Below are 23,352 nucleotides of genomic sequence, written 5' to 3' on the forward strand. Positions count from 1 at the left end.
GGTGCGTCAGGTCGGGGCAGCACCCTCTTTCCCGCGCTTCTCCACACAACGCAGTCCGAACGTCTCGACGAGCGTCAGCCAATCCGCTCCGGAGACTACATAATCCGCACGCTCCCGTGTGATCGGTACATCGTCGGGCCACGAGAACCGGAAGTCCAAACCCGAGACCGAGTCTCGCGTTCCGATGGTCAGCGGCTGCAGACCCGGAACGGACAGCACCAGGTACGGCATCTTGTTCAGGTAGTTGCTCAAGACATCGCTCAGGACCCCGGTCGTCACGGACCAATGCCAGGTAGAAGGGCGGTACATCCGTGGTGTCGCAGTCACCTGCGCCGGCGTCACCGAGGCGATGACCGCACCGCTGTTTGGATCGCTCACCCGGATCGCTTCTACACCAACGTCAATCGCCAGTCTGGGTTGCCCGAGCGAATCCATGAACTGTTTCCGTTTCCGGACCGCGAACGAGTTGATCTCTTGTACCAACAGCGGATTGGTGAACACCAGACAACGGGTCGACTGCCCGGGCGCCGTTGGTCGCACCTCCAACTCACTACGGCGGCCCGCCACGGCGAGAATCTCATCGAAGTCTGGAGCCGACACCGATGCGTCGATGTCCAGCGAAAGGCCGTAGCCCGCGTCCGGCGCATCCAGCCGCGTTCCCTGCGCCACCCGGTGATCTCGTCCACCGAGGATGAATCGCCTTCGGCCGCAGTACATGTGCAGCGCAGTTCCCATCATCATGCCGCCGGTCATCCCCCAGGTGCCCAGCTTCGCGTCGCCGAACGAATAAACATCGCCCGGACGAGAATTGACGGTCAGGCCATCACGAGTAACGGAGATGACGATCTTCTGGCGTCGCGACCACCAGTACCAGGCGAAGGCGCCGCCGAGCAGGAGAACGAAACCACCGATCCGGAACGCGTGCCCGGCGGCTTCCTGTACCCAGTCGGCGCTGCCGTCGGTAAGCGACTGCAGCCCCAGCCACAGGGCGATGAGCACGCCCGTGAACGCCAAAACCCCTACAGTCATGGTTAATTGGGATTTTCCGGGGTTCTTCTGCCAGGCCGGAGTCGTCTTGGAAGCCAGTTTGGAACCTACGAACGGCGGTCGTGCCACATACTGACGTGGGCCGGCGGTGGTGTCGTCGAGGTTCATCACGAGCCCCTCGTGGCCACCACGGGCATCGCGAACTGCCAAATCCGCTTCATGGTCGTTCCCTTTCGTGACGCGTGGGAACATCGTGTGATCCGGGCAGCACCCTTGTATGGGGTAGCGGACTACCCCATTTTCGATGTCGGTCAGAAATGCCAGCGGGTGGTCTTGACGCGCTGCTGAAAGGCGTCGAGCGCCGCCAGGTCCTTCTTCATCAGAGGCTTGTTGACCTTCTCGGTGAAGAAGTCGATCAGCGGGCCGGCGAAGAACGCGGTCATCACGGTGCCGATGCCGACCTGCCCGTGGAAGGCTAACGCCAGGGCCACGAACGCAAGATCCTGGGCCACCCGCACCACTCGGTACGGCAGGTGGGTGTGATCGACGATGATCGGGGCGATCGCGTCATAGGGGGCGTTGCCGAGCGCGGCGGTCATGTACATCGACGCACCGGCGGCGAACAACGTGATGCCGACGAGGAACATCACGGTCTGCACCAACCTGGTCGGTTCGCTGGGAACCAGCGGACTCAACAGGGCGGAGAACCATTGGATGAAGTAGCCGGTCATCACCATGTTGATGACCGAACCGATCCCGATGTACATCCGGCCGAACACCAGGATCGGAATCAGCAGCACCGCGTTGCTGATGAGTTGGTACGTGCCGAGGTCTAGACCGATCGTGCTGCTGATGCCGATGTTGGCTGCGGTGTAGGGATCCACGCCGACCTGCGCGACGCGCAAGACGGCGGACCCGAAACCCAGGACCGCCACACCGACGAGCGCCCAGAACGACCGCCGCCAGTAGTGCTGGTCTCGCCCACCCACAATCGACGACTATGGCAGAGCTCAGAGACGGACGGGCGCGAACCGTTACCCGTCGGCCTCGGGGTTTACGAGAGCTTCGTCAACGTGAACGAGAACCGCTCACTGCGCTCAGCCGGGCCGCAGTCGCTGGCCTCCCAGGTCGCGTACCCGACGCCGGCCAGCGTCGCGTCGTCCCAGGAGAGCGTGCGTGAGGCGGTCAGCGGAGTGCCTTCACACGTCCCCGCGTCGGGCCATGGGCTCACCATCGTCCAACGCCCGCTGTCCAGGTGGGCCCGGCCTCCGTACGGCGCCCACGTCGCGCCGCCGGTCGCCGCCACGTCGGCGCATCCCGCGCCACAGGGCGTCACCGTCCACGTGCTCCACGTCGACGGACCGTCGTGGTCATAGCGATAGGTGCCGTTGAGCTCTTCGGCGGCAGCCGGGCTCGCGAAACCGACAGCCGTTCCGGCGAGAACCATCGCCGGGATGATGCCCATGACCAGTCTCACGATCGCACTCCCTGAAGTCGCCCCGACCCGGTGCCCATTAATTGACGGGCAGAGCATCTCACACGAACGCGCCTCGGACACAGCAGGATTGACATGGCGACGGCCCAGGTGGCGCCGCTGAGGGCACCCGAGATTAGCTGGCAAGCCACGCCGGCGACGTGTACCGGCGGACGGACCTACCGCACGTGAGTTAGCGGGATTCGACCTCGAACTCGACCAACCCTTCACTCCGCGCATGGACAACGACGTGTTCCCAGCTGATCACCGCGGCGGCGATCACCGTGATCGCGGTGGTGAAGCCGGCGAGTGAGGCCAGCACCGTCGCCCACTGACCGTCGGTGGCGCCAGCGAGCAGGAGCGCGGCGACCGCCCCGGCGAATACCAGCCCGGCGATCAGCACGCTGCGCGGATGCATGCCGGCCACGGAGTGGTTGCCCCGGCGCGTCGATTCGATCGGCGTGGTCATGTAACCCACTGTGCCCGCGCTGCCTGAGCAGGCATGAAGCGTTTCTTATGGAAACACTGTCAACCGAACGGGCCGCCGGCAAAAGCGTTCGATCCCCTCCGGCGCACGCAGCCCGGCTATCGTGGTCGGCTATGGCCAACTTGGATCGCCGAAAAATGATGATGTTGTCAGGTCTGGGCGTGATGGCGGCGGCACTACCCGCTCCGCAAGCGCAGGCCCTCCCGATCAAGCCCCAGACACCGCCCGTTCCGGCGCCCAATGCTCCGCAGGCGGCGGCAAACTATGTGTTCGCCGACGAATTCGACGGGCCCGCGGGCTCGTCGCCGAATACCTCGAAGTGGACCATCGCCAAGGCCCGCGAGACCTTCAAGGAACCCACCTACTGGGAGCAGCCCGGCCGCATCGGGCAGTACCGCGACGACCGTAAGAACGCCTTCCTCGACGGCAAGGGGAATCTCGTCATCCGGGCCACCAAGGAAGGCGACACCTATTACGGCGCCAAAATGGCCAGCGTGTGGGAGGGCGGCGCCGGCCACACCTGGGAAGCGCGGATTAAGTTCAACTGCCTGACGCCGGGCGCGTGGCCCGCCTTCTGGCTGGGCACCCTCGGCGAAGGCGAACTCGACATCGTCGAGTGGTACGGCAACGGAAAGTGGCCGTCAGCCACCACCGTGCATGCCAAGTCGAACGGCGGCGAATGGGAAACCCACAACATCGCCGTCGACACCGGTTGGCATACGTGGCGCACCCAGTGGGACGCCAACGGCGCCCGCTTCTGGCAGGACTACACCGAGGGTGCGAAGCCCTACTTCGAGGTCGCGGCGAGCCAGCTGCCCGACTGGCCGTTCAGCCAGCCGGGCTACACCATGTTCGTGGTGTTGAACCTCGCGGTCGCGGGCTCCGGCGGTGAAGATCCCAGCGGCGGGACCTACCCGGCCGACATGCTCGTGGACTACGTACGCGTCTGGTAGCCGCGTCCCGCCGAGCTACTTCGGCGTGACGGTCTCGGCGAACGTGCCGTCACCCTTGTTCAGCCAGGTGATGGTGCCGTGCTGGAATTCGCTGATCCAGCCACCGTTGGCTGCGTCCGGGCCGCCGGCCGTCTCATCCTCGTCCTCGGTGGGGAAGCCCAACTGGCCCGCCGGGCCGCCGTTCGCGGTGTAGACCCGCAAGATCTCGCCCTGCACCACGTGGGCGCCGGTCGACGGCGAGGAATAGATCGTGCCGTTGGCGAAGGCCTGCACCGTGCCATCGCCGACCTTCTCCGGCTGCGCTGTCGGAAGGCCCAGCTTGGCCTCACCGCCGGCATCGGCGTATTCCTCTGCGATCGGAGCGTCGAGTACCACCTCGCCGACACCGGGCGCGTTCACCGTGCTGGGCGCGCCTTCGACAGCCGACGAGACCGCGCTCGAAGCGGAGCTGGCCCCCTCTTTGGCCTTGCTCGTGCCGGCATCGACGGCCGACGACGCGGCGCTCGTGGCACTGGACAAGGCGTCCCTGGTGTCGTCTTTGGCTTCCTGCGAGCACGCGACGGCCGCCGCCCCCGTGATGGCGAAGGCTGCAGCTAGCGCACCTGTGCGTTTCATCAGCTTTGGGTTCATTTTCCGAACGTAACACCGGAACAACTGCTCGTCAGCAACATACGGAAATCCTGGGACGAAATGCCCGAATCAGGGACGTGAGTCCCAGGAGCCGACATGTGGGCCCCCGAGTTCGTGCGCCGCCGCACGCCCATACCCACTGCGAGCTGCACTTTTAGGACTCAGTCAGGGTGGCGTGAAATCACGGACAAAAGCGCCCAACCGACCACATTGCGAATCAACGTGGGAATAGCAAAGGTGCGGGCAAATGGCGGGCCGACCACCATTATCGTGAGGTGACGGCGAATGGAGGCATATGAGTTCCGAGATCCGACTCGACCGCACCGGTGCGGCGACCACCGTCACCGAACACGCTGACCGCTTCACCATCGATGTCGACGGCCACACGGTGGGTATTGCCGACTTCCACGACCGCGACGGCCGCCGCATCTTTCCGCACACCGAGGTTCAGCCGCAGTACCGTGGCCGCGGTCTGGCGACCATCCTCATCGCCGAAGCCCTGCGGTCCACGCGTGCCGCCGGGCTGCGGATAGTGCCGACGTGCTGGATGGTGGCCGAGTACATCGACAAGCATCCGGAGTACGCGGACATCACGGACCGGTGAGCATCGCCCGCCGTGCGCAATTTCAACGCCGCGCCTCGGCGGCGACGAGCGTGAGGATGGCTGCGGTCAACCGGTCGAGGTAGTCGTCGTCGGCGTCGACTTGCATGACCGACTGGCGCCAGTAGAGCGCTCCCCCCACCATGTCGAGCGCGACGTCGATGTCGGCGTCCTCGGCGATCTCGCCGCGCTGCCGGGCCCGCTCGAACAGCTGAGCAGCCTTGTGCCGCCGCGGTTCTCGGATCTGCCCGGCGATCGTCGCTGCATACTCCGGATCGCGCGCGGCCTCGGCGAGCAGGTCCGGGATGATGGTGCGGGCCAGCCGGTGCGTGAGCGCCTCACGCCCGTTCTCCAGATAGGCCCTGATGTCCCCGCGCAGCGTCCCGGTGTCGGGGACATCGATGGCCGCGACGGCCACCTTGGTCACGAGATCGGCGGCCAAGTCCCCCTTCGACTTCCAGCGACGATAGATCGCGGCCTTGCCGACCCCGGCGCGTTTGGCCACCGCATCGACGGAAAGCCTGCCGTAGCCGACGGCGGCCAGCTCCTCGAAGAACGCCGACTCGATCGCGGCGGTCACGTCGTCGAGGAGGACGGGACCTCCTGACGTTCGGCGCGCGGATGTGGCCATGGAGGGATTGTACGAGACGGAACGGTTGCGTTCCGTCTAGTCTCGCCTTAGCCTTATCGAGACGATGCAGTTCCGTTTCGTTAAGGAGAAGCCATGAAATTCCTGTTCGACGACGAGTCGTTCTCGTTCGAAACGCTCCGCGCGGCGGGCTATGCCAACGCCGGTGGCGCCGATCTGGGCGAGGTCCTGGTCACCGCCCGGGCCATCCCTGAAGGCGACGAGGCTGCGTGGCACCGCGAATGGAAGGCGACCGCGCAGCGGGTCGAGACGCTCGGCCGTGAATCGTCGGCCGCCGGTCGCGCGGTCAGCGCACGGGAGGCACTGCTGCGGGCGTCGAACTACTACCGCACCGCCGAGTTCTACCTCCGGGAGAACCCTTCCCGCGACCCCGAGGCCAAGGATCTGTTCAACCGCTCACGCGAGACCTTCTTGGAGTCGATGGCGTTGTTCGACTTCGGTTTTGAACGGGTGGCCATCCCCTACCAGGACACGACACTGCCCGGATACCTTTTCCTGGTCGATGATTCCGGACGTGCCAGGCCCACCGTCATCTACAACGGTGGCTACGACTCCACGCTCGAGGAGTCGTATGTCGCACTCGCGGCCGGAGCGCTGGCACGCGGGTACAACGTGCTGGCATTCGACGGGCCCGGCCAAGGCGCCGCGCTACGGGAACAGGGCCTGACCTTCCGGCCCGACTGGGAGGCCGTGCTGACACCGGTGGTGGACTTCGCCCTCACCCGCCCCGAGATCGCGCCCGGCGCGATCACCGTGTTCGGTTACAGCCTGGGCGGTTATCTGGTGGCCCGGGCGGTCGCCTTCGAGAAACGGCTCGCCGCGGTGATCCTCAACGACGGCGTCTACGACTTCCACGGTGCGCTGGCCAACATGATGCCGCCGTTCCTGTCCAAGTGGGTCGACGAAGGTAATGACGAAGCCGCCGACGCGGTGCTCGGGCTGCTCATGGCGGTGAACACCCAGACCCGCTGGGCGGTGCGAAACGGGCTGTGGGCCTTGGGAATCGACTCCCCAGCCAGCCTGGCGCGCGCCTTCAAGGCCTATACGATCGCCGATGTGGCCGACCGGATCACCGTCCCGGCCCTCGTGCTCGACGCCGAGAACGACCAGTTCTTCAAAGGTGAACCGGCGCGGGCGACCGAGGCGATGGTCAACGCGAAGACCACGCTGGTGACGCTCTATGAGGCCGACGGTGCCGGTGAGCACTGCCATATGGGCGCCGCATCGCGGGCCAACCAGGTCATGTTCGACTGGCTCGACGACCAGATCGGCGCTCAGCGCGCCTGAGGTGTCACCAGGTACTTCTCGCCGGTGGCCTTCTGCAGGTAGCCGCTGAACGCGTCGGGCTTGAGCATGCCGGCCAGTGACACCTCCTGGGTGTAGCTGCTTGCGAACGTCGTGGTGAGTTCCGCGGCGACCCGGGCACGCAGCCGGGCGATGGTCTCCGGCCCGGCGCCGGCGAGAAACGGGGTGAGCAGCCAGCCGCCCACGCCCCAGGCCATCCCGAAGTTTCTGGTCAGGACGGTCGGGCCGGTGTCGAGGCTGCCGTAGATGTACACCTGCTTATGCACCGCTGACCCGTATCGGGAGTACCGCGCGGCGGTCGCGTTGGCGGCCCGCTCCATGCCGTTGAGGATCTGACTGGCCAGCGTGCCGCCGCCGGTGGCGTCGAACGCCAGCGTCGCCGACGTCGCCTTGAGCGCCTCGAAAAGATCGGCCTCGAACGAGGGTGCCGACGAGTTGCAGACGTGGACTGCCCCAAGCCCGCGTAGCAGCGCTTCCTGTTCATCCTTGCGGACGATGTTGACCAACGGCACCTCGTCGGCGAGGCAGATCTTGACGAGCATCTGTCCGAGATTCGACGCCGCGGCCGTGTGCACGAGAGCCGAATGTCCTTCTCGGCGCATGGTTTCCACCATGCCCAGGGCAGTGAGAGGGTTGACGAACGACGATGCGCCGTCCTTGGCCGTGGCACCCTCGGGCAGGACAAGGCACGCCGCGGCGTTGACCACGCGGTATTGGGAGTACATCGCGCCGCCGGCGATCCCGACCGTCTTGCCGAGCAGAGCTTGGGCCGACGGCGACTCCCCCGCGGCCACCACGGTGCCCGCTCCTTCGTTGCCCACCGGGAGTGAGTCGCCGACGCGGGCCGACAGGCCGGAAAGCGCCCCTTCTTTCAGCGGCGCCGTGACGACGGGCCGGTCCGGGGGGCCCGCGACGGTCGCGGCCGACATGTCGGTGGCACTGGGAATCAGCAGACCCAGATCCGACGGGTTGATCGGCGAGGCTTCGATCCGGACCACGACCTCGTCTTGTGCCGGGGTGGGCACCGCAACCTCGTGCAGGGACAACTCGAGCGTGCCGTCCTCGGTCACCAGCGACCGCAATTCCAGAGCTGTCTCGGGTAGTGCCTCAGTCATGTCTGAACACTACGTCGCTACACCGAGCATGCGCCCCCGGTGAACAATTCACAGGTGGTCTGCAGACCGTTGAGCACCCCGGCCGGGATCGCCGAGATGAAGTCGGTTGCACTGATCGCCCGCAATGACGTGAGGTCGCTGGCCCTTTGCGTGCCGATCAGCACCGCGACGGCGTCACCTCTATCCGTGGTGATCGTGAACGAGTCGTCGCCGTCGCCGTACTGCCCGGCACAGTCGGCTTGGCATGCCCCGGTCGCGGGGTCGATCTTCTCGTCGAACATGTCGTTGATCCACCCGGCGGACAGCTCGCGGACGGCCAGAGGGTTCTGCGGCTGCGGGAACCCGGCGATGGCGTAAGCGGCGACCTGGATCAGTGGGTTGCCGCCCTGCATCGGGTCCATGTGCACGCCGTCTTCGAGAACGACGCCGGTGAATTGGCCTGGCCGCGCTTCGGACAGCTGGTCGTTGACGTCGCTGAACACATTGAGGAAATTCAGCGGGGCACCGATCTCGTAAATCGGGATGTAGTCGTTCGGATCGTCATCGCTGGGATCGACGGTGCCGTTCGTTTCCAGATCGTCCAGCCGGTCCATGGCGTCAGGAATGATCGAGCCCATCGGCACCGCGTCGTAGATCACCACGCCGGCAAGCTCATTGGGTGCTTCCAGCCCTTGTTCCCGCCGACGGGTCAGCCCTTCGGCGTAGTAGCCGGCGACACCCGGGGCGAACCCGCCGCCCAGCGAATGCCCGACCAGAACAAATTCCGTCGGTACATCGATATTCTCGGCGCGTCCAGCCTTCAGCTCCGCGGTGTCCATGCTGGCGTTGAGCGCCGTGCGGTCCGGATCGAGAAACAGCTGGGCGACGGCCTCGTGGAGGTTGTCGCCACCGAGCCACATGCCGTCCGCCTCGAACGGGTTCGACGTGAAGGTGGTGGTGACGACGACGCTGTTGGTCGTGTGGGCCAGATAGGACGCGGTGTAGCTGTACAGCGGACCGTTGGCCAGGAATCCGTGCTGCAGGTAGATCATCCTGGTGGGCGGCTCACCGTTGTCGGAAGTCGGGAAATACCAGTTGGATTCGACTTCGTGACCTTCGGAGATGACCAGGGTGGATGTGCTGACCTCGACGGAGTCCCGCAACGCCGGCGGCACCACCGGGTCGCCGCCGACGGCGCGCTCCAGAGTGGCCAGCGTGTCGAAGACGACGTCACCGATCACCGATATCGGCTTGGGGTAGTTCTGCGGCTCAGGATTGAGCACCAGTGCCCCGAGGCTGCGGATCACGTCATGGATGGTCTCCAGGGGATCCTCGTGGGTCGGTGTGGCCGCGGCGAGGCTGACGACCCGGGCGTCGGATTGGTCCGGCGTATCCGGCTTCAGGGCGTCGCGCAGCGTTGTCCCGATCTGGATGTCGCGCTGTTCGATTGCCGTCACCGCGCCCTCTGCCGACAGGCGCGTGCGCTCGTGGTGGGCGGCGATGGCCGACCGGATGCTGATCGGCGGCCGGACCCGGACCTCGACGGGGCTCTGCTCGTCCGTGGTTTTCGGTGTCGTGTCCTGGACGACGTCTTTTGCGGCGCTGATGTCGCTTGCCGCGTCCCGAACCTCGCGTGTTGCGTCCCGAAACTCGCTGCGCGCCTTGGCCCGGACGGAATCGGCCAGTTGGCGGACGGGCCGCGAGGCCTCCGCCGTGCGTTGTTTTGTCTTGGTCTTCGTCTCGGTGGGCGGCTGCGTCTCGGTGGCCTGGGTGTCTGAGGCCTCGGCTTCGGGCCGCTGTTTCGCCGCGCGCGGTTTCCGGTGCGGGGATTTCTGGGCGGACTCGTTGTGGGTGGCCGACGGCTTCGCGTCCTGCTTCGACCCGCTGTCGTCGTCGGCATGGGCCGTCCCCGCCCCGGCGAGCACAGCCGCCGACAATCCGGCCGTGAACATCCCGGCACCAACCCACGCTGCTACCCGCGTCATTATTCGCCCCCCGTTACATCGAACTCGACGATTGTCACGCTAGCGGGGAGCGACGGTCCTCCGGGCGAGATTCGATGAGATGCGCGGCGAGTAGGTGAGCTAGGCGAGTTCGAGAGACTGGCGCGACAGCCGGAAGAAGTGCCCGGAGTTGCTGTCGGTGCACGTCACACCAGCGGGTTGCGATTCACACGTGACCGGGCCGGCTGAACGCGTCTGGCTGTACGGAAGCGTGGGCATTCCGGGTTCGAAGATGGTGTCGCCGTGGCAGTGCACCTCGGGTGCGCGACCCGGCTTCAGGCTGACGCGGTCGCCCCAGTCCAGACGGCAGTCCGCCGGCTTGGCCGGCGCGGTGTAGGTGTGTTCACGGATCTCGCACACGACGCCGTTTCCGCCGTCAGAGCCGCTCGCCAGCAGACACCAGATGTTGCCCGACGGGGTGACGAACTTGGTGGACGCCGGGCAGGCGGAGGCGGTTCCGGGTAGGGCGAGGACGGCGGCCGCTGCGGCGATGAACGGGATGAGGTGACGTCGGAATGTGCTCATGGCTTTGAGCATGCGGTGGCGGCCTTGCGAAATTCTCAATGGAATCTTGTGCTGACTCGGTCCGCAGTGGCCGCTGGTTCTGCAGTGAGTTCCACGCCCCAGGCGATCGCGGCTCCACGCCGCATCTCCTCGGAATCGCCGCTGGTCAGATAGGTTCTTTCAGTCACCGGACCGGTGCTGGCGGCGGGATGGCGTGCGGCGACCGCGGCGGCCAGCCGCTGGACCGGATCAATCAGGGCGGTGTCGGGCAGCACGTCGGCGAACCAGTCGCTCACGGCCGGGTAGTGGGTGCAGGCCAGTACCAGCGCCTGTGCCCGCCGCAATGGGGCCACGATCCGGCGCAGATCCGCGACGAATCCCGGTGAGCCGACGCTGCCGGCCTCGATGTGCGCCGACAGCGGTTGCGCCACCCGCGACAACACCTCGCGACCGGGCCGGGCCAACCCGCGCCGGTAACAGCCACTGGCAATGGTGCGCCGCCCGCCGACGACGCCGACGGGTCCGCGGATCTGATCGGAGACGGAAGCCAGGCCGTGGCCGATGATGCCCTCCACCGGAACCGGCGCCGGCGTGAGCCGCGGACCGACCGTGCTCGCGGCATTACAGGCCAGCACCACCTCGGTCGCCCCTCGCAGCGCGAGCTCGGCGATCACCGCGGAGAGCCGGGTGGTCAGGTCCTCACCGCGCATTCGGCCGTAGGGCGTGGCACCGGCGTCCGACCAGTACAGAACCGGCAGCCCGGGCACGCACCGGTCCAACTCGCGTGCCAGCCCGATGCCGCCGATGCCCCAGTCGAGGATGCCGAGGCAGGGAGCCGCCGTCATGGGTAGGTGAGCGGGGCCGTGGAACCCTTGGCCAGCGGTCCGGAATCGAAAGCCACCAGACGTTGTGACAGGGTCGCGGTCAGCAGCCGAAGCCGGGTGCCGGGAAACCGGCTGGCGAAATACCAGCGGTACTCATGCTCGGCACGGATCGGGTTGTGTCGCAACATCTCCAGCCACGCCGGATGAGTGGTCAGCGCCCTCAGATCTGCGGCGAAGCGCGGCCGGACCCGCCGGGTGCGCACGTGTTCGAGGGCCGATCGAGCGAGTACCGGGAGCTCCCGAACCCGTATCGGATGCTCCACCATGTCGACCACCCACAGCCTTCCGCCGGGCACCAGCACCCGGCGGATCTCCGCCATCACCGGATCCCAATCCAGGTACCGGAACGACAGAAAGCAGATGACCACATCGACGTGGTCGTCGGGCAGGTCCATCTGCGGGCCGTCGACGGTTGCGAACCGCAGCCGTGGACGTTGCCGGCCGCGTTTGTGCGCCCGGGCCACCATCGCCGAGGAGATGTCCACGCCGACCCCGAAGTCGAGTACGCCGTCGTCGTCCAAAGCGCGCAACAACGCGCCACTGCCACAACCGATTTCGAGCACCCGTAGTCCGCGTCCGAGCTCGGCCCGGGCGCGGGTGGCATGTTCGGACACCCACCGCCATTCCGCGCCGCGCACCCGGATGTCGGCGTACGCGCGGTCGTACAGTTCGGCAACCGGATCATACGAGCCGGCAGACCCTGCCGGGTTGGGCATGCAGCGGACAGGCGGCTGGGCTGCGGCACCCAGGTATTTGCGGACGGTGCCGAACGGCCCGTGCGACTTCCGGCCCGGCGCGTCGATCAGATAGAGGTCGGCGCGGGACACGGGCCGGCGGCCGGCCCAACAGAATTTGTCGCGGCGTGCCGACACCGTGGTGTAGTCGCGGTTGCCGAAAGCAGGTACTCCGAACACATTCGCGAAGAACGGAGCGAACCAGCGCGCGGTGCGGCATGCGTGGAAGTAGGCCTGGCCGGTCGGTGTGAAAGGGATTGTCATGGAACGCCATTCGTGCGGTGAGAACTGCTCGGGCCAGGCGGTCGATCCGAACATGGGGCCGTACATTCCGGAATGGTTGATGAGGTGCAGCTGGTCGACCACGCGGCCGGCCTGGGCCAATCGGGTGAGCTCGGCGACGAACTCCGCCTTGTGATGCAGGCCCGACACCATGACCTCGGCATCGGGATGGGCGGCGGCCAGTTCGCGTGCCATCGTCGCGGCGGCCACCGCGAACTCTTCGGATCCTCCCCGGTAATGCGTGGTGTGGGCCACCCAGATGACCGGTGCCGCAATCACTTCAGGTGACACTCGGGCGAAGGGAACGCGCGGGTGCTGCCCGGCAGGAATCCAGGCGCCGTAGTTGCCGACCAACTCCAACATCTCGGAGTGCTCCAGATCGAACACCCTCATGCTGGTCGCCGGTGGACTGTAGAAGTGCAAGGTCAATCCGCCGTCCAGGCCGGCCATATCGTGAATGACGTCGCTGGTGATGCGCGTTGCCGCACCGGCCAGGTGCTCGGCGCTGCCGGTGATGGCCAACTCTGGGCCGTCCCAACCGAACCGCCGCTCCTCGAACCGGCCCTGCAGCACGATCACGAATCCGCCCGCGCCGCCGTGGTCGTGCGGTGCGCAGCGCTGCCCCGGCCGCCATCGCGCCAGCATGATCTCGACCTCGTCGTCGATACGCAGGATCGTCCGGGAGTACGGCTCACCGTCGTTCGGGTCGCTCGCCAACGCGGCCAGCACGGCCCGTACGTGGGCCACCCGCGCCAGCAGTTCGGGCCCGGGGGCCGCTCCCCTGACGGCGACCCGGGCGAGCGCGTCGAGCAGCGATTCCAGTTCGGCGGCATCGCCGTGCCCGACGGGTAGGTGCGAAATCGTGGTCATGTCGGAACGATGAGCCCGACACCTTGCAGGATTCTCAACGGATCCTTGCGGTGGCGCCGCGCCGGGTCACAATGGGATGCGGACCGCGCCGAACACCGGGAAGGCTTGTGATGGGTGAACCTCGTCTCGGGTTCGGCCTGTTGGGTCCGCTGCAGGTCACCCTGGACCACAGCGCCCTGGCGTTGGGTACGCCCAAACAGCGTGCGGTGCTGGCGGTCCTGCTCATCAATCGCAATCGGGCGGTCAGCACCGAATCGCTGATCGATGCGGTCTGGGACGGTGAGCCGGTGCCCGCGGCCCGTGCCACCATCCACACCCATGTGTCGAACCTGCGTCGGCTGCTCGGCGGCTCCGAACGGGAAACCCGTTCAGCACTGGTCAAAGCGGCTCCCGGTTATCGACTCAACGTGGATCCCGGCAGTTGCGATCTGGACCGCTTCATCAGCGAGAAGGCCGCCGGCCTGAATGCCGCTGTCGCCGGACGTTTCGAGCAGGCCGCTACGCACCTATCGGCGGCGTTGGCGCAATGGCGCGGAGATGTCCTCGGCGATCTGCACGGATTCCGATTCGTCGACACCTTCGCCTCGGCCCTGGCCGAGGACCACGTGCTGGTCCACACCAGCCGCGCCGAAGCCGAGATCGCGTGCGGTAGGGCCGCGACCGTCATCGCCGACCTCGAAGAGCTCGTCGCCCGGCATCCGTACCGGGAACCGGTGTGGGCCCAGTTGATCACCGCCTACTACGTCGCGGAGCAGCAGTCCGACGCGCTGGACGCCTACCGGCGGGTCAAGTCAGTGCTGGCCGAGGAACTCGGTATCGATCCCGGGCCGACGCTCAGCGCACTGCACGCGCGCATCCTGCGTCAGGAACGGCTGGATATCCGGCAGGCCGCCATGGCCACCGCCGCGCGCACCGTGAGCGCCGGACTCACCGCCGGCGCAAGAGTTTCGACGGCCGCCGCATTGCGCGACGGCGCGGGACGCCGATATCCGTTGCAGCCGAACATTACCCGCATCGGGAGGTTGCCCGACAACGACATCGTGCTGGCCGACGCCGAGATCAGCCGCCATCACGCGGTGATCATCGACACCGGAGGCAGTTTCGTGATCACCGACCTGCAGTCGGCCAACGGTGTGCAGGTTCGGCAGGAACGCATCCGTCCCAGCGCCACCCTCGGCGACGGTGACCGTGTCCGCATCTGCGGCCATGAGTTCACCTTCGAACTTCAAAGCGCTGCGACGTGACATCCGCTCGCAACGGCCGGCTATGGGTCCTGATCGCGGTATTGGCGGCGATCGCGCTCACCGCGGGGGTGATCATCGGGACACACCTCGGTGGCCGCCCGAACACACCCAGTTCTGCCCCCACCGCGTCGCTGGCCGCGGAGTTCGCCCAGTTGGAAACGCAGCTGCATGCCGTCGCCGGAATCGCGGTCAGCGGCGTCGGCCCCGGCCACGAGCCAGTGTCGGTGGGCCAGTGGCAAAGCGGACCGGCATGGTCGACGATCAAGGTGCCGTTGATCATCGCCGCGCTGCGCGAGGAGGTGCCGCCGCAGATCACCGACGCGATGACCGCGGCCATCACCGAATCCGACAATGCCGCTGCCGAATCGATCTGGGACAGCCTCGGGACGCCGTCAGAGGCCGCACGCAAGGTCGAAGCGGTGCTGCGGCAGACCGGTGATCCGACGGTCGTCCAAGCACAACGCGTGCGCCCGGAGTTCAGCGCCTCGGGGCAGACCGACTGGCCGCTGACCGCCCAGGTGCGGTTCACCTCGGCCGCCGTGTGCGACACGGAAAATGACCCGGTGTTCGACCTCATGGGCCGTGTCGAGCAGGACCAGCGCTGGGGCATCGGCACCGTCGTCGACAGCCGGTTCAAGGGCGGCTGGGGACCGTCACCGACAGGCGGTTACCTGGTCCGTCAGATCGGTGTATTGACCACCCCGGCCGGGATGGTGGCCGTCGCTATGGCGGCGCTGCCGTTCTCGGGGAAGTTCGAGGACGGCACGGCCGCGCTCACCACGATGACCGACTGGCTGAGCCAACGGCTGGGCGCCGTGCCGGCCGGGCACTGCTAGCGCTGCACCGATCACCACAGATAGACGCGGGCATTCTTGCCGCCCGTGCAGGTGATCCAGCTGTCCCCCGGGGACTGCTGGCAGTGCATCAAGAAATTGGATCCGTCGCACAATGCGCCGGGCACCGTGGCGCAGTCCACGGCACCCGGTGCCGACACGGCGCGCGGCAGCGGGCTCGCGTTGCCGTACTCGGCCCAGTACGACGTCAGCACACTGTTGGTGAAAAGGCATGAGGTTTCGGGGGTTCCGCGCCCGGCGCGGCTGGCGAACCCGGCGGCGGTGGTCGCCGCGAAACCGTCGTCACAGGACTGGTGCAGGCTGCTCTGATCGGGACCGGTGATCAGTGGCGGCACCGGGCCGTCTGCCTGCGCCGGATCTCTCGGCGATGCCGAAGGCGGCGGTGCGTCCGCGGGTTGTCCGGCGTTTTTGGCGAGCATGCCGATCACGACGCCGATGCCGCCGAGGATCAGCGCGGCCGCCACCGCGACGACGGTGGGCAGCACCCATCCCCGCCTGCGAGGCTCGGAATGAGTGGGCTCCGCAGCGGACTGCGTCGGGATCGGGAAGCTGGCAGGGCCGGCAAAAGCCGCCGCAAGGGTCGGCGCCTGGTGCGGCAGGGTCGCCGGCGCCGACCCAGCCTGCAGCGCTCGTTGCGCGGCGCGACCCAGCCCTCCCGTCGTCCCGTAGCGGTCATCGGGATCCTTGGCCATGCCGCGTGCCACCACATCGTCGAAAGTCGTGGGCACGGCCGGATTGGTGATGCTGGGCCGCGGCGGCGGCGCCGAGACATGCGCGGCGAGCACGGTTTCCAGGCTGTCACTGATGAACGGCGGGTGGCCCGTCAACGATTCATACAACACGCACGCCAGCGAGTACGTATCGACCGCCGGTGTCACCACCTGGCCGGTGAACCGTTCGGGCGCCATGTAATTCAGCGTGCCGATGCGGGATCCTGCCGTGGTCAACCGGGTGTCGCCCTGACTCTCGGCGATGCCGAAGTCGACGAGGTAGGCGAATTCGGCCGGGGTGACGATGATGTTCTGCGGCTTGATGTCGCGATGGATCAGCCCGGCCGCGTGTGCCGCGTCCAGGGCCGCCGCGATCTGGATGACGATGGCCACCGCCCGCGCCGGCTGCAGGGGGCCGTCCGCGGTCAGGTCCGCCAGCGTCGTGCCCTGCACCAGCCGCATGTCGATGTAGAGGCTGCCGTCGATCTCGCCCCAGTCATGAATCGGGATGACATGGGGTTCCTGCAAGACGGCGGCCGCGTGCGATTCCCGCTGAAACCGGGTGCGAAATGTGACGTCTCTGGAGTACTCGTCGGCAAGGATCTTCAACGCCACGACCCGGTTCTTTTCCGCATCGAAGGCCTCGTACACCTCCCCCATCCCGCCCTTGCCGAGCAGGCGCCTGATGGAGTACTTGCCGAACGTCGTACCGACGCGCGAATTCACTGCCGATCCCCCTGGTCGTTCGATATAGACGAAGTATCGCTTGTGCGGCCACGGGATGCAGATGATTGCCGACCATCCGGGCTGTCAGGGGCTCCCGAGCGCAGGCGCCGGGTCGGGAGGGCCGTTCGGCCGCTGATAGCCGGGGCAGGTGATCTCGATCTTCACCTGGCGCCAGCCAGTTCCCCGATCGTCGGCGGGCATCCGTCCGGTGATCGTGTAGGCGTCGTCGACCTTGATGGCCGTCATCTCACGAGGGTCCTTGGTGAAGCCGTGGGCGTCTGGGATACGGAAGCCGGCGGCCGTGACGACCAGGCGGTGCGCGGTCGCCAGCATTACCCGAACGCTCCGCCTGTGGTCCGTCGTTGACGGCGAGGCATAGATCAGCAGGTTGCCGTCAGAAATTTGGTGCAGGTAACCCGCGCGGTCAGGATATGGACGTCGCCGTCGAGCACGATCTTCACCTCGGACATGCCGGCCCCGGACGTACAACCCACCAACAATGTGATCGCGGCCATGGGCGCCGCGACACCGACGCGGGCACGCATGTGTGCAGTATGAACCGGCCGACGGGTCCCCGTGCGCCGATCAGAACAGTCGGCGCACGTGCGATGCCCTAGAGCCGGCCGGCTACGAAATCGGCTGCCTGCACGACTTTTCCGGACTGCACATAGGACACATGGGCGCCCATGTCCCAGCCGCCTTCCCAACAGATCGGGTCGGCCTCGTTGCACTGGTCGATGGAATTGGCGGCATACTGCGGGGCCAGCGTCGGCAGCGCCTGCCCCGCGGCCAGGAGACCCGAGAAGCTGGTGCGCGGCGCGCCGAACAGGGCACTGGCCGCCACGTGATCGGCGACCTGTGGGGCGGCCTCGTTGGTGGCCTTTTCGATCACCGCCGCGCCCTGCGAGTAGCCGCCAAGCACCATCTTCGTGTCGGGACAACTCGCAGCGATGGACTCGATGAGGGAGCGCGCCGCGTCGGTGCCGGCCGGGGTGCTGGTGTTGAAGTCGTTGCTGGCCGGGTAGTCGACCGCCGCGGCGTCGACGGTGCGCGGCGCCACCCTTGCCCGCAGATCGTCGACAAACGGAGCGCCGACACTGCCCAGACCCGGCGGCTCGTTGGTGCCGCGGGCGAACACCACCTCGACATCGGGGCAGGGCGCCGCGGTGGCCGGCGCGGGCGTGATCGTCGGGACAGCTGCGGCCAATGCCGCGAACACCAGAATCAATGCGGGCTTGCTGGTCATACCGATCGATCGTAGGTCCCCACGCAACACCGCCTCACCCGATACGGCCACGACACCGGGCCGCTGAAGGAACGGGATCCGCTGTTTCGATGTCACGCAGGTGCGCCAGGCTGTCAAGCTCGGTGCGAATCACCTGCCGCGCAGCCGAATTCACATTTCTGTGCATGAATCAGACTCGTTCGGGCCATCAATTGCTGCGCGCGGGCGCCGTGGTGATGGGGCCGATTCGGCATTGCGACCGGCGACCGCGGCGCCGGTCTGCGAGACTGAACATCCGTCGCCACCATGTCTTGGTGAAGGAGGACGTCGGATCGTGCGGTACGCGAGCAGCGTGGACGATCGGGTGCCTCGTCCACCGGCATTCTCGGCGCCATGACCGGACCGAGGACCGACGGCGGCCGACCCGCGGAACCGATGCGGGGATCAATCCGTTTGTGCGTGATCGCAATAGCGGCCGGAGTGATGATCGGTTTCATCGGCGGCGCGTTTCGCTGGTGCCTACAGACCGCGGACCGGTTGCGGATCGACTTCGTCGACTGGACTCATGGACTGCCCGGGCCGGGGTGGCTGCTGCCGATCGCCGCTGCGGCGGTCGGCGCGACGCTGGCCGCGCTGACCGTGCGATGGGTGCCACTCGCCGCCGGCAGCGGGATCCCGCACGTCGAGGCCGTCTTCCGCGGCGACGCCCGACCTCCGCTGCTCACGCTGCTGCCCGCGAAGTTCATCGGCGGTGTGCTATCCATCGGATCGGGACTGGTGTTGGGACGCGAGGGCCCGACGGTGCACATGGGTGCGGCGATCGGCGCTGAAGCCGGCCGACGTGCCAAGTTCACGGAACCCGATATTCGGATGATGCAGACCGCCGTGGGTGGAGCCGGCCTCGCGGTTGCCTTCAACGCGCCGATCGGCGGCACGCTGTTCGCGGTCGAGGAGGTGACGAAATCCTTCAATATGCGGACGGTGCTGGCGACATTGCTCGCGGCGGCCGCTGCCGTCGGTTGTATGCGGTTAGTTCTCGGAAACGAGCCGGACTTCTTCGTCGAAGCGATCGGGGCGCCGGCGCTGGTATGGCTTCCGCTCTTCGTGGTTTTCGGCTTGATCACCGGATGCCTGGGCGCCGTCTACAACCGGACGGTGTTGTGGTTCGTCGACCACGTCAGCGAGATGCGACGAATCCCGGCGATTGTCAAGGCCGGGATGATCGGGGCCATCATCGGGCTCGCGATGTTCGTCTCCCCGCTCGCGGTGGGCGGCGGCGACACTCTGACGCAACTGATCCTGGGTGGGCACCACATCGTCCTCCCCGTCGTCGTCGGATATCTGTTGGTGCGCTTCATCGCGGGCCCACTGTCGTATTCCGCCAACCTGCCGGGCGGACTCTTCGCGCCGTTGCTGGCGGTCGGCGCGCTGTGGGGGCTCTTGTTCATCGGGGGATTCGACGCCGTATGGGCAGGTGACGCAACCAACCTGGCCATCCCGATGGCCCTGGTCGGCATGGCGGCGTTCTTCGGTGCCACGGTGCGCGCGCCGGTGACGGGCATCGTGATCGTCATCGAGATGACGGCCACCACGGCGGTCACCATTCCCATGCTGGCCGCCACGGGTGCGGCGGTGCTCGCTGCCGAGCTCACCCGGTCGCCGCCGATCTACGACAGTCTGCGCGAGCGGATGTCGCCTGAGTCGCTGCGCTGATTAGTCGGCCGGGCCGCTCGATTCACTCGCAAACCGCATCTACCTGCAAGAACATCGGTGCCCCCAGTCGGACTCGAACCGATATAGCGGCCCAGATCGACTGGGAGACAGCGGGTTTACCTGCCCAAATACATCACGGTAGGTCACTCAAAGTATCTGTAACTGTGGGCAGGGAGTGGGCAGAGAGTGGGTAGGCGGCGTTGTCGCACCGGCACGGAATAGGCCGCTACAGCTGCGCAAACTCGTCCATTAGCTCTTCGGCGGTTACGGCACCGTAGAGGAACTCGGACCCATCCAATGCCTGAGTGCCCGGGATGAAAGCATCCATGAGGTGGACGCGCGGCCTGAATCCGGTTTTCGCATCTCCCTCTAGCAACTTGAGCGATAGCAGCTTTCCCGTGTCGTGCGACAGTGCCCGGTCCCCGACGCCTGCATATAGTTCTGCCAATTCGGGCGTCAGACGGCGAAGCTTCGAACGTGGAGTCCAAACATCCTCAGGCATGCTCAAGAGCAATGCGCGCCGACGTTTCGAGGTCTCTCCTTGCGTCTCATCCTGGAACACCTCGTGCACATAGTTGATCCACGCAACGCGGCGCTGTTGCCACTGCACCAGTGCGATTTGGTCTCTCAACTGGTCAACGAATCCCTCGGCCGCGTACTCGATGAATCCAACGATGTCACGCTTGCGCGAAGCAGCATCAAGCTTCGCGTAGTACCGACTGCGTGTCCGGTTGTAGTGGTCAGAGAGCAGGCTGCTCGAGACCCAAGGCACTAGGCGCGAATGCGCCAGAATTGCGCATTCGAGTGCACGGGCGGTACGCCCATTGCCGTTGCCGAACGGGTGAATCCAGGCGATGTACAGGTGACCAAGCACCGCGGCGTAGAAGGCTTGAAAGAATCGCTTGTCTGCATCGAGGTTCGGATCGTATACGTGAACCAACATTTCGTTGATCCAATCGCAGAGTCGCTCAACCAAGTACGGCACGTCCTCGGGTGGCGCAGCCCGGTACACGCTTCCAACGAGCAGCGGGCGCGTGGTGTATTCGCCTGGAATCACATGATCCTCGTCTGGGATCCCTTCGAGAATCTCGCGATTCTGTGCTCTCAGCCAAGCCGGAGTTACGCGCCACTCTCTGGAGTTGTTCGCTTGGATGTCGATGCGCCGCAGGACTCGTTCCATGTTCTCAACTTCGGTTTGCAGGTATTCCTGCGACGGCGGCAGCTTCTTGCGATCATCCAGGATTTCGGCAACCTCACTCTCGCTCAGCGTGTTGCCTTCGATGGCGGTGGTGGCGGATACGCCTTTGATCAGGTACACGCGAGCGAGTTCGGCGGCCAGGCTCGGTTGCAAAGGCGTGCCCGTCAGATGCCGGCACTTGGAGAAGGCTTCCCCAAGCCTTACGCTGAGTAGGTTGAACTCACCGCCGGTGAATTGGAACGTTATCCAAGGATGACTGTCCTCATATTTACGGGTCACCATCAGGCAAAACTATAATCTTTGCGCTTATTTGTCCAACAAATTGCCGCATGATGCGCCGAAGTTCGCGCCGAGCGAACGTCAGCGCAGCTGGAAACGTTGGAGTCGTTGGAAGCCGACACGCCGTCGCGCTAGAGATCGTTCTCTTCGAGCCAGAGCGCGGCCCAGTTCTCGTCGGTGAACCTGATCGAGTCGTCCGGGCCCACGATCGCCCGAGCCGGCGACAACAGCACCACGTTGCCGAGTCGACCGGCCGCCCGGCGCACCGCGGGCCGGGCCGCCTTCGGCAGCGACCACGTCGGCACGTTCACCGGCTCGCCGGCGCGCAGCCCATCGAGGATCCGCTGACACGGGAACGGCTCACTCTCGGCGTGCGTCTGGTTCCCGTTGGCCACCCACGCCGCCCGGTCCGCTTCGAAGTAGGCGACCAGGTGCCCGTAGACACCGGCCGAGGCGGCCTGCTGCCGCGCCACCCGGGCCATCAGGCACCCGCCGATCGGCCCCAGCGCGACTGTGCCGCGCGCATGTGACGGTCGCTTTTTGCCGCCCCAATGCCCGGATTCACGCGCGAAATCAGGTCGATTACGGCCCGATCCTGCGCGCGCTGCTCGGCCGCGATCTTGACCAGCACACCCGCGCGGGCCTCGCCGGCAAGCTCGGCTTTCCACAACCGACCAAGCTGCTCGGAGCGGTCGGCCGCGGTCGCGGCACGGTCGATGAGCTGCTGTTCATGCTCGGACCACTCCAATCTGGTGTCGAGCTCCCGGCCTGCCTCGGCCAGGGCTTGGTCCATGTCCCAGCGCAGCCGGCGGCCCGCCGCGCGCGGCCGGCGCGATGTTTCAGCCATCGCTACCTCCGAAAAATCTGGTTGCAATGCATCGACAGGCGGACGCTATGCCATCCGGCGCTCAGCCGGGCCGGTGAGGGGGTGCTCCCCCCGGGTGGTGTTGGTGTCGGCCCGGTCTTGGCGGCGAGGTGCCCAAACCTGCTGCCGTGACCGGGCCGACGTGCGGGCCGGCTGCGCGTCGTGTTCGTCACCACGGCGGCGCCGTCGCCCACGTCTAGCTGCCGCCGCCACCGGCGATGGAGAACTGTCCGATGCGCTGGGGTCGTACGACGTTCCATCCGATGCGCCAGGTGGCGCGCAGGGCGACGCTGTCGGAGCTGAAGTAGGTGTGCTCGCTGGCGGCGATCTTGACGTCGCCGACGGCGGACACGACCGCGGTCTTGTCGATCACCAGACCGGTGTAGGGGCTGGCCCATCGGTTGATCAGCACGGGCAGCCCGAGCAGCATGGGCTTGGCGTCGGTGGTGCCGGCACCCAACAGTGAACTGTTGTAGTCGGTTCCGGTCTTGAGCTTGCGCAGCTCGGCCCACCCCACGGGGTCGACGACGATGTGGCTCGGTATCGAACCGGCGGCCTGCAGTTCGGCGACCAGGTCGACCAGGGTGTCGAGGTCGCTGGACACGTCGCCGCCGTCGACCACGCCGGCGATGTTGAGCAGGCCGGCCGGCGGTTGTACGGCGGGCGGCGTTGGGACCACCTGCGCGAGGTATGCCTGATCGGCGCGCTTGATGATGGCCCGGGACACCGACTTACGCAGTTGGATGGCGGTGCCTTCTTGGTACCACTGCTCGCGGGACAGTCGCACCAACTGGCTGATCTTGCCGGTGTGGACGACGACCTCGGACATGGCCGGGTCGGACTCGTCGATCTCGGCGGCCTCGGCGACGAATTCGGCGTCGGCGTCGTCGACGTAGGCGACGTGCAGGCTCGGTTGGTCGCCGTCGATCTGCCCGGACACGGTGGAGGTCTGCAGGATCAAGGCCTCGGGGATGACGTCGGCCGCGTGGAACGTGGTCTGATCTGGCCGCCAGGCGTATTGGCTGGTGGCGGTGGTCTGAGTTGCCATGATGGCTCCCTAGGTGGTGGGCGCAGGCAGCGG

At 66.5% G+C, this 23,352-nt stretch carries 25 protein-coding genes; 6 read left to right on the forward strand and 19 right to left on the reverse strand.

Annotated features, from left to right (window positions below; genetic code table 11):
- Positions 1–6: 6 nt before the first annotated feature.
- The 4 genes from QQ25_RS24585 to QQ25_RS24600 all read right to left on the reverse strand — a co-directional run bounded on the left by QQ25_RS24585 (position 7) and on the right by QQ25_RS24600 (position 2,930).
- A complete protein-coding gene (locus QQ25_RS24585; protein WP_162627865.1) occupies positions 7–1,197 on the reverse strand; it encodes a hypothetical protein in 1,191 nt (396 codons plus the stop codon).
- Positions 1,198–1,298: 101 nt separating this feature from the next.
- Positions 1,299–1,976 carry a YczE/YyaS/YitT family protein gene (locus tag QQ25_RS24590; protein ID WP_039324196.1) on the reverse strand — a complete coding sequence of 226 codons (678 nt, stop codon included), beginning with the start codon at positions 1,974–1,976 and terminating at the stop codon, positions 1,299–1,301.
- A gap of 65 nt (positions 1,977–2,041) precedes the next feature.
- The gene (locus QQ25_RS24595; RefSeq protein ID WP_131546212.1) at positions 2,042–2,464 is read right to left on the reverse strand and encodes a hypothetical protein; all 423 of its coding nucleotides are present in this window, start codon (positions 2,462–2,464) and stop codon (positions 2,042–2,044) included.
- 190 nt (positions 2,465–2,654) lie between these two features.
- On the reverse strand, positions 2,655–2,930 hold the full coding sequence (locus QQ25_RS24600; protein WP_234706189.1) for a hypothetical protein: 276 nt from the start codon (positions 2,928–2,930) through the stop codon (positions 2,655–2,657).
- Positions 2,931–3,061: 131 nt separating this feature from the next.
- Between QQ25_RS24600 and QQ25_RS24605 the strand changes: the two genes are divergently transcribed.
- Positions 3,062–3,901 carry a glycoside hydrolase family 16 protein gene (locus tag QQ25_RS24605; protein WP_039381550.1) on the forward strand — a complete coding sequence of 280 codons (840 nt, stop codon included), beginning with the start codon at positions 3,062–3,064 and terminating at the stop codon, positions 3,899–3,901.
- Positions 3,902–3,916: 15 nt separating this feature from the next.
- On the opposite strand, the gene QQ25_RS30675 is transcribed toward QQ25_RS24605, so the two are convergent.
- The gene (locus tag QQ25_RS30675; RefSeq protein ID WP_101906476.1) at positions 3,917–4,531 is read right to left on the reverse strand and encodes an LGFP repeat-containing protein; all 615 of its coding nucleotides are present in this window, start codon (positions 4,529–4,531) and stop codon (positions 3,917–3,919) included.
- Positions 4,532–4,826: 295 nt separating this feature from the next.
- On the opposite strand from QQ25_RS30675, the gene QQ25_RS24620 reads away from it, so the two are divergent.
- Positions 4,827–5,135, forward strand: a complete 309-nt coding sequence (locus QQ25_RS24620) for a GNAT family N-acetyltransferase (RefSeq protein ID WP_039381551.1) — start codon at positions 4,827–4,829, stop codon at positions 5,133–5,135.
- A 22-nt stretch (positions 5,136–5,157) separates the two neighbouring features.
- Here the strand turns inward: QQ25_RS24620 and QQ25_RS24625 are convergent, their stop codons facing one another.
- Positions 5,158–5,763, reverse strand: a complete 606-nt coding sequence (locus tag QQ25_RS24625) for a TetR/AcrR family transcriptional regulator (protein ID WP_039324203.1) — start codon at positions 5,761–5,763, stop codon at positions 5,158–5,160.
- A gap of 93 nt (positions 5,764–5,856) precedes the next feature.
- On the opposite strand from QQ25_RS24625, the gene QQ25_RS24630 reads away from it, so the two are divergent.
- Positions 5,857–7,068, forward strand: coding sequence for an alpha/beta hydrolase family protein (locus QQ25_RS24630; RefSeq protein WP_039381553.1), 1,212 nt, complete (start codon positions 5,857–5,859; stop codon positions 7,066–7,068).
- Here QQ25_RS24630 and QQ25_RS24635 read toward each other — a convergent pair.
- From QQ25_RS24635 to QQ25_RS29825, 5 genes are all read right to left on the reverse strand, one after another.
- The gene (locus QQ25_RS24635; protein WP_039381554.1) at positions 7,056–8,201 is read right to left on the reverse strand and encodes a zinc-binding dehydrogenase; all 1,146 of its coding nucleotides are present in this window, start codon (positions 8,199–8,201) and stop codon (positions 7,056–7,058) included. The genes QQ25_RS24630 and QQ25_RS24635 overlap by 13 nt on opposite strands.
- A gap of 17 nt (positions 8,202–8,218) precedes the next feature.
- A complete protein-coding gene (locus tag QQ25_RS24640; protein WP_131546213.1) occupies positions 8,219–10,165 on the reverse strand; it encodes a hypothetical protein in 1,947 nt (648 codons plus the stop codon).
- Positions 10,166–10,264: 99 nt separating this feature from the next.
- A complete protein-coding gene (locus tag QQ25_RS24645; protein ID WP_131546214.1) occupies positions 10,265–10,708 on the reverse strand; it encodes a DUF6636 domain-containing protein in 444 nt (147 codons plus the stop codon).
- 35 nt (positions 10,709–10,743) lie between these two features.
- A complete protein-coding gene (locus QQ25_RS24650) occupies positions 10,744–11,532 on the reverse strand; it encodes a glutamate racemase (RefSeq protein WP_039381557.1) in 789 nt (262 codons plus the stop codon).
- Positions 11,529–13,457: a methyltransferase domain-containing protein gene (locus QQ25_RS29825; protein ID WP_052236040.1), complete on the reverse strand. Its 1,929-nt coding sequence runs from the start codon at positions 13,455–13,457 to the stop codon at positions 11,529–11,531. The genes QQ25_RS24650 and QQ25_RS29825 overlap by 4 nt, the downstream gene beginning before the upstream one ends.
- A 110-nt stretch (positions 13,458–13,567) precedes the next feature.
- On the opposite strand from QQ25_RS29825, the gene QQ25_RS24660 reads away from it, so the two are divergent.
- Both QQ25_RS24660 and QQ25_RS24665 read left to right on the forward strand, forming a co-directional pair.
- Positions 13,568–14,701 carry an AfsR/SARP family transcriptional regulator gene (locus tag QQ25_RS24660; RefSeq protein WP_039381559.1) on the forward strand — a complete coding sequence of 378 codons (1,134 nt, stop codon included), beginning with the start codon at positions 13,568–13,570 and terminating at the stop codon, positions 14,699–14,701.
- On the forward strand, positions 14,698–15,537 hold the full coding sequence (locus tag QQ25_RS24665; protein ID WP_039381561.1) for a serine hydrolase: 840 nt from the start codon (positions 14,698–14,700) through the stop codon (positions 15,535–15,537). The genes QQ25_RS24660 and QQ25_RS24665 overlap by 4 nt, the downstream gene beginning before the upstream one ends.
- Positions 15,538–15,548: 11 nt before the next feature.
- On the opposite strand, the gene QQ25_RS24670 is transcribed toward QQ25_RS24665, so the two are convergent.
- From QQ25_RS24670 to QQ25_RS24680, 4 genes are all read right to left on the reverse strand, one after another.
- Positions 15,549–16,991 carry a serine/threonine-protein kinase gene (locus tag QQ25_RS24670; protein WP_039381565.1) on the reverse strand — a complete coding sequence of 481 codons (1,443 nt, stop codon included), beginning with the start codon at positions 16,989–16,991 and terminating at the stop codon, positions 15,549–15,551.
- A gap of 84 nt (positions 16,992–17,075) precedes the next feature.
- Positions 17,076–17,324: a hypothetical protein gene (locus tag QQ25_RS24675; RefSeq protein WP_039381567.1), complete on the reverse strand. Its 249-nt coding sequence runs from the start codon at positions 17,322–17,324 to the stop codon at positions 17,076–17,078.
- A gap of 47 nt (positions 17,325–17,371) precedes the next feature.
- Positions 17,372–17,536 carry a hypothetical protein gene (locus QQ25_RS30990; protein ID WP_157847844.1) on the reverse strand — a complete coding sequence of 55 codons (165 nt, stop codon included), beginning with the start codon at positions 17,534–17,536 and terminating at the stop codon, positions 17,372–17,374.
- Between the two features lie 68 nt (positions 17,537–17,604).
- Positions 17,605–18,237: a cutinase family protein gene (locus QQ25_RS24680; RefSeq protein ID WP_039381568.1), complete on the reverse strand. Its 633-nt coding sequence runs from the start codon at positions 18,235–18,237 to the stop codon at positions 17,605–17,607.
- A gap of 372 nt (positions 18,238–18,609) precedes the next feature.
- Between QQ25_RS24680 and QQ25_RS24685 the strand changes: the two genes are divergently transcribed.
- On the forward strand, positions 18,610–19,929 hold the full coding sequence (locus QQ25_RS24685; RefSeq protein ID WP_039381570.1) for a H(+)/Cl(-) exchange transporter ClcA: 1,320 nt from the start codon (positions 18,610–18,612) through the stop codon (positions 19,927–19,929).
- 226 nt (positions 19,930–20,155) lie between these two features.
- On the opposite strand, the gene QQ25_RS24690 is transcribed toward QQ25_RS24685, so the two are convergent.
- The 4 genes from QQ25_RS24690 to QQ25_RS24705 form a co-directional block, all read right to left on the reverse strand.
- Positions 20,156–21,409 (reverse strand): Fic family protein, encoded by a 1,254-nt coding sequence (locus tag QQ25_RS24690; RefSeq protein WP_082017664.1) that lies wholly within the window; start codon positions 21,407–21,409, stop codon positions 20,156–20,158.
- Between the two features lie 128 nt (positions 21,410–21,537).
- On the reverse strand, positions 21,538–21,888 hold the full coding sequence (locus tag QQ25_RS24695; RefSeq protein ID WP_039381571.1) for a hypothetical protein: 351 nt from the start codon (positions 21,886–21,888) through the stop codon (positions 21,538–21,540).
- The gene (locus QQ25_RS24700; RefSeq protein ID WP_039381572.1) at positions 21,888–22,253 is read right to left on the reverse strand and encodes a hypothetical protein; all 366 of its coding nucleotides are present in this window, start codon (positions 22,251–22,253) and stop codon (positions 21,888–21,890) included. The genes QQ25_RS24695 and QQ25_RS24700 overlap by 1 nt, the downstream gene beginning before the upstream one ends.
- Positions 22,254–22,467: 214 nt before the next feature.
- Positions 22,468–23,319 (reverse strand): phage major capsid protein, encoded by an 852-nt coding sequence (locus QQ25_RS24705; protein ID WP_039381573.1) that lies wholly within the window; start codon positions 23,317–23,319, stop codon positions 22,468–22,470.
- Positions 23,320–23,352: the final 33 nt, after the last annotated feature.

The organism is Mycolicibacterium setense, assembly GCF_000805385.1.
GTDB classification, from domain to species: Bacteria; Actinomycetota; Actinomycetes; order Mycobacteriales; family Mycobacteriaceae; genus Mycobacterium; species Mycobacterium setense.